General features: G+C 37.8%; 9 protein-coding genes. All 9 read right to left on the reverse strand.

Going from position 1 to position 12,451, the window contains the following annotated elements; all coding sequences use genetic code 11:
- Positions 1-14: 14 nt before the first annotated feature.
- Positions 15-485 (reverse strand): ribosome maturation factor RimP, encoded by a 471-nt coding sequence (gene rimP, locus G9F74_RS00830; RefSeq protein WP_000359095.1) that lies wholly within the window; start codon positions 483-485, stop codon positions 15-17.
- Between the two features lie 333 nt (positions 486-818).
- A complete protein-coding gene (locus G9F74_RS00835; RefSeq protein ID WP_016109019.1) occupies positions 819-5,120 on the reverse strand; it encodes a PolC-type DNA polymerase III in 4,302 nt (1,433 codons plus the stop codon).
- Positions 5,121-5,244: 124 nt separating this feature from the next.
- Positions 5,245-6,945, reverse strand: coding sequence for a proline--tRNA ligase (locus G9F74_RS00840; protein ID WP_000814325.1), 1,701 nt, complete (start codon positions 6,943-6,945; stop codon positions 5,245-5,247).
- Between the two features lie 109 nt (positions 6,946-7,054).
- On the reverse strand, positions 7,055-8,311 hold the full coding sequence (rseP, locus tag G9F74_RS00845; protein ID WP_001090232.1) for an RIP metalloprotease RseP: 1,257 nt from the start codon (positions 8,309-8,311) through the stop codon (positions 7,055-7,057).
- A 17-nt stretch (positions 8,312-8,328) separates the two neighbouring features.
- Positions 8,329-9,471 carry a 1-deoxy-D-xylulose-5-phosphate reductoisomerase gene (gene dxr, locus G9F74_RS00850; protein ID WP_000790354.1) on the reverse strand — a complete coding sequence of 381 codons (1,143 nt, stop codon included), beginning with the start codon at positions 9,469-9,471 and terminating at the stop codon, positions 8,329-8,331.
- 23 nt (positions 9,472-9,494) lie between these two features.
- Positions 9,495-10,286 (reverse strand): phosphatidate cytidylyltransferase, encoded by a 792-nt coding sequence (gene cdsA / locus G9F74_RS00855; protein ID WP_000813595.1) that lies wholly within the window; start codon positions 10,284-10,286, stop codon positions 9,495-9,497.
- Positions 10,287-10,303: 17 nt separating this feature from the next.
- Entirely contained in the window at positions 10,304-11,080 is a 777-nt protein-coding gene (gene uppS, locus G9F74_RS00860) for an undecaprenyl pyrophosphate synthase (protein ID WP_000971308.1), read from the reverse strand.
- Positions 11,081-11,165: 85 nt separating this feature from the next.
- Positions 11,166-11,723 carry a ribosome recycling factor gene (gene frr, locus G9F74_RS00865; protein ID WP_000531505.1) on the reverse strand — a complete coding sequence of 186 codons (558 nt, stop codon included), beginning with the start codon at positions 11,721-11,723 and terminating at the stop codon, positions 11,166-11,168.
- A gap of 2 nt (positions 11,724-11,725) precedes the next feature.
- Entirely contained in the window at positions 11,726-12,448 is a 723-nt protein-coding gene (gene pyrH, locus G9F74_RS00870; protein ID WP_000042662.1) for a UMP kinase, read from the reverse strand.
- Positions 12,449-12,451 lie beyond the last annotated feature (3 nt).

The raw sequence follows: 12,451 nt of genomic DNA on the forward strand, positions 1-12,451 counted from the left end.
GATCCCCCTTCTAACTAAAACGTAACAGCAAGTCGCGCATTTGCAACTTTATCCATTGGAATTTGGATTTCTTTTTTACGTGTTTTAATTGTTAATAATAGTGTAATTGTAGTACCATCGTAGGAAAGTAGCTTTCCTTCAAACATTTTTTCACCATCAATCGGCTCATATGTTTTAATTGCCACTTGTTTTCCTACCGCTTGCTGGAAGTCTTTCTCTTTCTTTAATGGGCGTTCTGCTCCAGGAGATGATACATCCAAAAAGTAAAGATGAGGAATTGGATCCTCTTTATCTAAAGCTTCGCTTAAACGTTCACTTACCGCACCGCATTCTTCAATGTCGACTCCCTTTTCAGAATCGATGAATACGCGTAAGAACCAGTCCTGTCCTTCTTTCACATACTCTACATCTACAAGTTCAAGATTTAACTCTTCAACGATCGGCTGCGCAAATGCTTCTACAACTTCTGTGACTTTCTTATCCATAAACAGCCTCCTTCCTGCCGCCATGTACCATTTACAAGAAAAGATTCCGTCCATAAAAACGGTCTATCTTATTCTTTCTCGTTAGCTAACAAAAGCCCCTGCCGTTAAGCAGGGAATATCTGTCTTAGTATTACCAAATTTAAGAAGTAAAACTTGTAACAAAATATGTATATACGACAGAAATTTCTTACCTCTCTACATCAATAAAACGTAGATAGTAACACGAAAGAGTGGGTTTCCCCACTCTTTTTTTCACACAATATACATGACATGGTTATCTCGGTTAATAGTATACCATAGCAAATACTGATTTGCAAAGACTTTTCCTACCTGCTAGAACAGTGATAATTGGTTTTGATCAGGTAGATCACCTAAGCAACCTTGACTATCTAAATACTCAATAATCGTTTTAGAAACCTTACTGCGCTGCTGTAAATCTTCTTTTGATAAGAAATCTCCATTTTTACGAGCTTCTACGATACTTAAAGCTGCGTTTGTACCAAGACCAGGCACCGCATTAAATGGAGGAATTAATGAGTCTCCATCAATAATGAATTCTGTTGCATGCGAGCGATATAAATCAACCTTTTGGAATGAGTATCCACGCTCACACATTTCAAGTGTCATTTCTAGTACCGTTAATAAACTCTTCTCTTTCGGCGCTGCATCTAATCCTTTTTGCGCAATTTCATCAATCTTTACACGTATAGATGCTGAACCTTTTGCCATCGCCTCTACATCAAAGTCATCTGCACGAACCGTAAAGTATGCCGCATAGAATAAAAGTGCAAAATGTACTTTAAAATATGCGATACGTACAGCCATAAGTACGTAAGCAGCCGCATGGGCTTTAGGGAACATGTATTTAATCTTCTTACATGAATCAATATACCAACCTGGTACATTATTACTTTTCATGTCCTCTTCCCATTCTTCCGGTACACCTTTACCTTTACGAACCGACTCCATAATTTTGAAGGCTAATGATGGATCTAAACCTTGATAGATTAAATATACCATGATGTCATCACGACAACCGATAACTTCACTCAGCGTACATGTACCGTTATAAATTAACTCGTTTGCATTACCGAGCCATACGTCCGTACCATGTGATAGTCCAGAGATTTGGACTAACTCTGAGAATGTCGTTGGTTTTGTCTCTTCTAACATTTGTCTTACGAATTTCGTACCGAATTCCGGTATACCAAGTGTACCTGTTTTACAGTTAATTTGTTCTTCCGTTACTCCTAATGATTCCGGACCTGAGAAAATTTTCATTACTTCCGGATCATCTGTTGGGATTGTTTTCGGATCAATACCACTTAAATCTTGTAACATACGAATAACTGTCGGATCATCGTGTCCTAGTATATCAAGTTTCAATAAATTATCATGAATTGAGTGGAAATCAAAGTGTGTCGTTCTCCACTCAGCCCCTATTGAATCTGCCGGATACTGTATTGGTGAGAAATCAAAGATGTCCATGTAATCTGGCACAACGATAATACCACCTGGATGCTGTCCAGTTGTACGTTTTACACCGGTACACCCTGCTACTAAGCGGTCAATTTCTGCATTTCGTATCGTTAAATTATGATCATTTGCATAACCTTTTACATATCCATAAGCCGTTTTTTCTGCAACTGTACCAATCGTTCCTGCACGATATACATAATCTTCACCGAACAGTATTTTCGTATAGTTATGGGCACGTGGTTGGTATTCGCCGGAGAAGTTCAAATCGATATCGGGTACCTTATCTCCTTTAAATCCAAGGAACGTTTCGAACGGAATATCATGTCCATCTTTTACATATGAAACATTACATGTTGGACATTCTTTATCTGGTAAATCAAAACCAGAACCTACCGAGCCGTCATTAAAGAATTCTGATTCCTTACACTTCGGACATACATAATGTGGTGGTAATGGATTTACTTCTGTAATTTCCATCATCGTTGCAACGAATGATGAACCTACAGATCCACGCGAACCTACTAAATATCCGTCTACTAACGATTTTTTCACCAGCTTATGTGAAATTAAATAAATTACAGCAAATCCATGTCCGATAATACTTTTTAATTCTTTTTCCAATCGGGCTTCTACGATTTCTGGTAGCTCTTCCCCATAAATGCTACGCGCCATTTTATAACTCATATCACGCGTTTCATCATCAGCACCTTCAATTTTCGGTGTGTATAAATCATCTTTTACTGGATGAACATCACCAATTAATGACGCAACCTTTTGTGTATTCGTTACTACAATTTCTTTCGCTTTGTCTTCACCTAAAAATGAAAAACACTCTAACATCTCATCTGTTGTACGGAAATGTACCGGCGGTAATGAATGTCGATTTAACGGATTTGCTCCGCCCTGCGAACTCACTAAAATTTTACGATACATAGCATCCTCTTGATCTAAATAATGCACGTTCCCTGTAGCGACAACCGGTTTATCTAACGTCTCACCCAGTTTTACTAAGTTAGAAATAATTGTTTTTAATTGTCCTTCATCTCGAACAAGTTCACGTTCTACTAAATGACGTAACACCTCTGGAGGCATTACTTCAATGTAATCATAGAATTGCGCAATTTCTTCTACTTCTTCAGGTGCTTTTTGCATCATTGCCTCAAACACTTCACCTTTATCACAAGCCGTTCCTACTAAAATTCCTTCACGATATTTTTTTAATAGTGACCTTGGTACACGTGGCACACGGTAAAAATAATTCAGGTGAGAATATGAAACAAGTTTATATAAATTTTTCAATCCAACATCTGATGTAGCAAGTAATGTCATATGACTTGGACGCCCACGTTTATACGCATCCCCTTGTCCCATACTATCATTTAATTGATCATGATATTCAAATCCCTTTTCAATTACATCTTTTAGCATTTTCACAAGTAAGTATCCCGTTGCTTCAGTATCATAAATCGCACGGTGATGTTGCGTTAATTCAATATCAAGCTTTTTACACATCGTATTTAATCGATGGTTTTTCATTTCCGGGAATAAGAACCGCGCAAGTTCTAACGTATCAATAACAGGGTTATTCGTTTTTGCTAGCCCTGCCTTTTTAAAACCTACGTTAATAAAGCCCATATCAAAGCTTGCGTTATGAGCAACAAGTGTATGGTCACCCATCCATTCCTCAAACTTTTTAAACACTTCGTCCACTTCTGGTGCATCAGTTAACATATCATCTGTAATACCTGTTAATTCAATAATCGTCGCAGATAATGGTTGATGCGGATTTGCGAAAGATTCAAAACGATCAATGATTTCGCCACCTTTTATCTTTACGGCAGCTAACTCAATGACTGTATCGTATACAGCTGATAAACCTGTCGTCTCAACGTCGAAAACAACATACGTTTCCTCTGCAAGTAAACGATGCGCTTCGTTATATGCGATCGGTACACCATCATTAACTAAATTTGCCTCTACACCGTATATAACTTTAACCCCAGCTTTTTTACCCGCAGAGTATGCTTCTGGGAAAGACTGAGCAACAGCATGGTCTGTAACTGCAATAGCCTCATGTCCCCATTTACCAGCTTGAGCAACAAGCCTAGAGACAGGCGTAACAGCGTCCATTTGACTCATTGGGGTATGAAGGTGAAGCTCTACACGTTTTTCACCTTCTGGCGCCTTATCTTTACGAGATGGTCCTGTTATTTCATTAATATCGTTTGCAATCATTACTAAATCTCGAACGAATGTATCATTTTGAACAGAACCACGTGCTTTCACCCACATTCCTTTTCTCAAGGATTGCAGCATTGGAATATCTTCTTTGTCACGCGAAAACATTTTGATCATAATAGAATCCGTATAGTCCGTTATTTTTAAAGTTAATAACGTACGCCCACTACGAAGCTCTTTTGTTTCTACATGGAATACATACCCTTGAACCGTTTTTCTTCGTTCTTCATCTTGAATTTCTCGCATCGGTGTAATCTCTTCATCTGGCTTAATAAGATATCCGAGTACAACCGGTCCTTCATGCACAACGCTACTTTCTTCAGCTTGCTTCTTCGCCATTTCTTCCATAGCTTGTATTACACGCTCACGGTCTTCTTGCTGAGTTTGCTCACGAAACTTTTGCATTTCTTCTGCATTTTGCTTTATATGTGTGTCTAACTGAAAACGTGGGAATCCAAAAGCTTCGTATTGATCACCTACTGGTTTCGTAACATTTTTCTTTAAAGCAGTAGATTCTAACTCGTTATTCACATTTATTAACAACTTCACTCCATTTACCTGAGGTAGTTGCTTCTTTAAGTAAGCAAACATAGGTGAAAATGTAATTCGCTCCGTACAAAGCGGCCAATATGCCTTCACTTCTTCTTCTGTAAATTGTTTATTCTCTGCTTGTAATGCAAATGTTGTTCTTGCAATATGAGAAAATGATTGCTTAAGCTTCACTTCTAGCAATTCATATAATTCTGTCGGCAAAATACGTGGCACTTGTAAGTCAAAATGCCAACCTTTATTCGCTTTATCAATAACTAGCTTTTCAATACCACCGCCCTGTAAATATTGATTTATAAGGTCTTCTGGTATTTGCAACTGCTGGAGCAAAATTTGAAATCGCTCTTGTTGTTCATTTGTTAATGACATAAGCACTCTCCTTCCATTTGCTATTATAAATTGAAACGTACTACAAAGAAAGATGTCTCCCTTCTTCTTTTACAAAATACGTTTACAAAGAAAGAGAAGGTACCTCATTACGAGGTACCTCTTCTTATTTTAAAATATTAGCAATATATGTTTGAAGTTCTTCTACTTTCACTTCTTCAGACTCGCCTGTAGCACGTACTTTCACTTCTACAATACCTTCATCTGCTTTTTTACCAACCGTAACGCGAACTGGAAGGCCAAATAAATCTGCATCTGCAAATTTAACACCTGCACGTTCTGCACGATCATCTAGTAATACTTCATATCCTTGCTCTTGTAATGAGTTGTAAATATTTTTACCCATTTCACGTTGTGCATCAGATTTCATATTTACTGGAATTACATGCACATGGAACGGTGCTACAGCTTTTGGCCAAACTAAGCCGTTCTCATCATTAAACTGCTCTGCAATTGCTGCCACTGTACGAGATACACCGATACCGTAACAACCCATAATAAGTGCTTGTGTTTTCCCGTTTTCATCTAGGAATGTTGCGTTCATCGCTTCACTATAGCGAGTTCCTAATTTAAATACATGACCAACTTCAATTCCGCGTGCGAAAAGAATTGTTCCGTTTCCATCTGGAGATTGGTCTCCTTCTTGGATGAAGCGTAAATCTGTATATTGACTTACTTTAAAGTCACGTTCTGGATTTACATTTACATAATGGAACCCTTCTTCATTCGCTCCTGAACATCCGTTTACAATTGATGCTACAGCATGGTCAGCAATAATTTCGATATCACCTGTTACACCAATCGGTCCTAATGAACCAACTTCACAATTTAATAATTCTTTTACTTCTTCATGAGAAGCAAGCTCAACAACTGAAGCGCCGTATACATTTTTCACTTTTACATCGTTTACTTCATGATCACCACGAACAAGTACAACTACTAATTTCTCGTCTACTTTAAATACCATAGACTTAATACACTGTTCTGCTTCAATGTTTAAGAATGCAGATACTTCTTCAATTGCTTTTTGATCTGGCGTTGCTACTTTTTCAAGTGCCTTTTCTGCTTCGTCACTCTTCGTATACGTAGCTACAACAGGAGCCATTTCGATGTTCGCTGCATAATTGGATGTATCCGAGTATGCAATAGTATCTTCACCAACATCAGATAATACCATAAATTCATGTGTATCTTTTCCGCCCATTGCTCCAGAGTCAGCAATAACCGCACGGAAATTTAAGCCACAACGAGCAAAAATGTTAGAGTATGCTTTATATAAGCGATCATACACTTCATCTAAGCTCTCCTGCGTAGCGTGGAAAGAATAGGCATCTTTCATTAGAAACTCTCTTCCACGTAATAAACCGAAACGAGGTCTTTGTTCGTCACGGAACTTTGTTTGAATTTGGTATAGCGTTAACGGTAATTTTTTATATGATTTTACTTCATCACGTACAAGATCAGTAATTACTTCTTCATGTGTCGCCCCTAAAGCAAATTCACGAGCGTTACGATCTTTCATACGCATTAATTCAGATCCGTAAGAATACCAACGGCCTGATTCTTGCCATAATTCTGCAGCTTGCATCGCTGGCATTAATAATTCTACAGCTCCTGCGCGTTCCATTTCTTCTCGAACGATACGTTCTACTTTGTGTAGTACTTTTAAACCAAATGGTAGAAAACTATAAATACCAGAAGCATTTTGACGCATAAAACCTGCGCGAAGTAATAATTGATGACTCTTAATTTCAGCATCAGCTGGAACTTCACGTAATGTAGGACTGAATACCATACTTTGTTTCATTTATTCGCACCTCTTCATTTTACTCTTACACGCAGTAAAACCCCTCACCTCGGGTTAGGTGAGGGATTTTATTCTACGAGCTCTATTTCATTATAAGTTTCACTTTATTTTACAAGAAAAACTTACGAATGTCATTCCATGTTACAACTAACATTAGTAACATTAATAATGCAAAACCAATAAAGTGGACCATTCCTTCTTTTTGACGGTCAATCGGTTTTCCTCGTAACGCTTCGATTAAGAAGAAGAATAAACGTCCACCGTCTAAAGCAGGGACTGGTAATAGATTAAATAAACCAAGGTTTATACTTAAAACTGCCGCTAAACTTAGCACACGCGTAAATCCATAATCTACGACTTGATCTGTTAGATTGTAAATTCCTACTGGACCTGACAACTCATTAATAGAAAATTGACCAGTTACTAATTTCACAAGAGACTCAAAAATTAGTTTCGTCCATTCGTACGTTTGTTCAAATCCTGATTTAATCGAACCCATCACTGTTTTCTCTACAGGAGAGTAAACACCAATTCTACCAACTTCTTCTTTACCTTCTTTATCGAGTGTTGGAGTTACTTTTACATTAAGCTGTTCATTATCACGCTTTACTTGTAACGTAATTTCTTTATTCGGGTTTTCACGTACAATGGCAACAACATCTTTCCATGTACTTGTACTTTTCCCATCAATTGCTTGAATTGTATCGTTTTCTTTTAATCCAGCTTGCTGCGCTGCACTATTTTCCATTATTTTTCCGACCATTGGTTTGTCAATGGGAACCCCTTGTACAAATCCAAGAATCACAAAAATAACAAATGCTAAAATGAAGTTCATTGCAGGACCCGCAAAGATTGTTAAAGCACGTTGACCCAATTTTTTAGAGCCAAATTGCCTGTTATACGGAGCAATTTGAATTTCTTCTCCAGCAGTAATGATACGAGCCTTTTCATTCACTCGGAATGTTTGAAGCTCTTCCTCATACTCTTCATAGCCTGAAATCGTTAGATTATGCTCTAAATCGGCTTGTTCGACTTCAATAACACGAACATTTGGATATTTTTCATATCCATCAAAAACTAATTTCACAGCTTCGTCTTTTTCATTTAGCACAAGGCCAACCTTTTTCCCTGGCTTTAACTCAACTGTGTCCGCATCCTCGCCAGCCATTCTTACATAGCCACCAAGGGGCAGTAATCGAATCGTATACACCGTTTCATTCTTTTCAAATGAGAATATTTTCGGACCAAAACCAATCGCAAACTCGCGGCATAAAATGCCTGCTCTTTTCGCGAAATATAGATGCCCTAGCTCATGGAAAAATACGAGTGCACCGAAAATTAATATAAAGGCAATCGCTGTATTCAATTCCATAACCACCTTTGCTAAATTTGTTCCATCACAAACCGTCTTGTGGCTGCATCAATTTCCAGAATTTCCTCTAAGCTCGGACGTGCAATGACATTGTGATGGTTCATTGCTTTTTCAATGAGGTCTTCCACTGTTAAGAAACCTATTCTCTTTTGTAAAAAAGCTTCAACAGCTACTTCATTTGCAGCGTTCATTACAGCTGGCATACTTCCACCTGTTTTCCCAGCCTCATACGCAAAACGTAGACAACGGAAACGTTCTTGGTTCATTTTTTCAAAATGCAATGTTCCCATTTCCCATAAGTTTAACTGTTTTGTATCTGAAAGAGGTAATCTATCAGGATATGTAAGCGCGTATTGAATTGGTACTCGCATATCAGGTGAGCCAAGCTGCGCCATTACACTACGATCTTCAAATTCAACCATAGAATGAATAATACTTTCTTTATGTAAAACAACATCAATTTGCTCATAAGGGATACCAAAAAGCCAATGTGCTTCAATTACTTCTAGTCCCTTATTCATCATTGTAGCAGAATCAATTGTAATTTTCGAACCCATTGACCAGTTTGGATGTCGAAGCGCATCTTCTACGGTCACATGATGCAATTCATCTCTCGTTTTATCACGGAAACTTCCACCAGAAGCCGTTATAATGAGTCGAGAAATTCTTTTTTCATTTTCACCATTCAAGCATTGAAAAATAGCTGAATGTTCACTATCTACCGGAAGTAACGAAACATTATGTTTTCGCGCCGCTTCCATTACTAGATGCCCTGCAGTTACTAACGTTTCTTTATTTGCAATTCCAATTGTTTTTTTCGCCTCAATTGCACGAAGTGTTGGTAACAACCCTACGCTACCTACAACGGCATTTACTAAAATCTCCGCATCTGGATGTAATGCTACTTCTAAAAGACCTTCACTACCATACACAACTTTTGTATTACCAGAAACAGCTTGTAATTTTATAACATCTTCTGCTCTTTGCACAGAAACGATTTGCGGAGAAAATTCTTGAATTACTTTTACTGCGTAGTCAATATTTTTCCCTACAGAAAAAGCAACGAGACGGAATTGGTCTGGGTGCGAGCGTAACACATCTAAAGTTTGTGTACCAATTGATCCGCTTGCACCTAATAAACTAATGTTTTTCATGACTCCAACCCCTCGTTCATTTATTAATTGTATTGCAATAAGAAGTAGAGAATTGGTAACACAAATAACCAACTATCTGTTCGATCTAATATACCACCATGTCCAGGTAAAATTGTACCTGAATCTTTTACGCCATAATGACGTTTAAATGCAGATTGTACTAAATCACCAATTTGTCCAAAAATAGAAATGATAATTGTCAGCACAATTAAAATTACTACATTCGATTCAACTGGGAAGAACACGTTGTATACAAGTGCCACAATAATTCCACAAACGATGCCACCTACTGAACCTTCAATCGTTTTATTTGGACTAATTTCTGGCCATAATTTTCTTTTTCCTAATGCTTTTCCTACGAAATATGCACCTGAATCAGTAGCCCATATAACAAATAATGCGCAAAACACATATTTAATTCCTAATATTCTCGTTTCATTCAGATATAAGAATCCCATTGCAACATATGTTGTTGCCATAAGTAAAAATGAAGCATTATCAAAAGTAAATGTATTCTTAGAAAGGACTGTATATGATAAAAGTAATAAAACAATCACAAACGTAATTTCTAATTTACCTAATCCAATCCACCTAAATAGTTCTGATGCACTACTTGGAACTAAAATAGTCCATAATAATACCGCAGCTAAAACTGTTGGTACTGAAATAAGCGTAAGCTTATTCATTCGAATTAACTCATATAAACCTATAGAAGCAAGTGCATACACTAAAACCGTAAAAGGCACGCCACCGTAAATTACGATGGGAATGAATAGCGCGGCAGCAACCACTCCAGTAATAATTCTCTGTTTCACTACCAAACCCTCTCTTTCTACACGCCTCCGAATCTGCGCCCTCTATGTTGAAAGTCTGTAATCGCACTAAGCAAATGTTCTTCCGTAAAGTCTGGCCAATACACATCCGTAAACCAAAATTCCGAATATGCAATTTGCCATAACATGAAATTACTAATACGTAGCTCTCCGCTTGTACGAATTAACAACTCTGGATCAGGTAAAGAACCCGTCATTAAGTAGGAAGAAATCATTTCTTCACTTATCTCTTCAGCACGAATTTTTCCTTCCTCACTATCTTTCATCATATGTTGCACAGCAGAAACGATTTCATCTCGACTTCCATAGTTTAACGCGAAATTGAGAATTAATCCCGTATTCTCTTGCGTATCTTCCATGGCTTTTTCCATCGCTCTGCGTGTATGCGTAGGAAGACGATCTTTTTGCCCTATTACTCGGACTTGTACGTTTTCTTCAATCAATTCTGGTAAAAATGTACCTAGAAATTCTTCTGGAAGCCTCATTAAATAGTCAACTTCCTTTTTCGGTCTTTTCCAGTTCTCAGTTGAAAAAGCATAAAGAGTTAACACTTTCACATTAAGCTTACTTGCAAATTTTGTGATTTTCTTTACAACTTGCATACCTTCATGATGTCCCGCAATACGAGGCATAGCTCTCCTCTTTGCCCATCTTCCATTACCATCCATAATGATGGCAATATGTTCTGGTATATACCCTTTTTTCACTTCTTCAACGAGATGATCAAACGATGCGTCCTTTTTACTTTTAAAAAAAGGAAAGTTTTTAAACATCATTCATACCCTCCAGCAAGCAGACATATGCCTAAAAGTGTAAAAAGACCCCCTTAAGAAGAGGGTCATATTTGCGAAGTTATCGCTATTACACTTCCATGATTTCTTTTTCTTTGTTTTTTGCGATTTCGTCAACTTTTGCAATATATTTATCTGTTTCTTTTTGGATATCTTCAGTATATCCTCTTAAATCATCTTCCGTAATCTCGCCAGCTTTTTCAAGCTTCTTAAGATCATCGTTACCGTCACGACGTACGTTACGAACCGCAACTTTTGCTTCTTCAGCATATTTTTTCACAACTTTTACAAGATCACGACGACGCTCTTCTGTTAATGCAGGGAATGCAATACGAATTACAGTTCCGTCATTAGAAGGGTTTAAGCCTAAATCTGCTTTTAAAATTGCTTTTTCAATATCACCGATAGAAGTTTTATCATACGGTTGAATTACAAGCAAACGTGCTTCTGGAACTGTAATGTTCGCTAATTGCACAACTGGTGTTGGTGCACCATAGTAATCAACTTGTACCTTATCTAATACAGACGAGCTTGCACGACCAGCGCGAACTGTTGCTAATTCACGAGAATAAGCAGCAACTGCTTTTTCCATTTTTTCATTTGAAGACTTCAATACTTGTTGTCCCATAATTATTTCCCCCTTACGACTGTTCCGATATTTTCGCCTAAAACGGCACGTTTAATATTACCTTTTTCCATAACCGAGAATACAATTAATGGAATATCATTATCCATACATAGAGAAGAAGCTGTAGAATCCATTACACCTAAACCTTCTTTTAATACATCTAAGTAAGTAAGCGTTTCGTACTTCGTAGCAGTTGGATCAATAGATGGATCTGCACTATATACGCCATCCACATTATTTTTCGCCATTAAAATAACGTCCGCTTCGATTTCCGCTGCACGTAATGCTGCTGTCGTATCTGTAGAGAAGTATGGGTTACCAGTACCTGCGGCAAAGATAACAACACGTTTTTTCTCTAAGTGACGAATTGCTTTACGACGAATGTAAGGCTCTGCCACTTGACGCATCTCAATTGAAGTTTGAACGCGAGTTTGAATTCCAATATTCTCTAAACTATCTTGAAGAGCTAGTGAATTCATAACTGTCGCTAACATGCCCATGTAATCTGCTCCTGCACGATCCATGCCCATTTCGCTTCCAATTTTCCCACGCCAAATGTTACCGCCACCAACAACAACAGCAACCTCTACATCAAGTTCTGCAATTTCTTTCACTTGTTCCGCAACTGACTTGATAACAGCTGGGTTAATTCCAAATCCTTGCTCGCCAGCTAAAGCTTCTCCGCTCAGCTTTAAAACGACACGATTATATTTCGGTTTACTCATAAT

This window comes from Bacillus sp. EKM202B, from assembly GCF_011066025.1.
GTDB classification, from domain to species: Bacteria; Bacillota; Bacilli; order Bacillales; family Bacillaceae_G; genus Bacillus_A; species Bacillus_A toyonensis.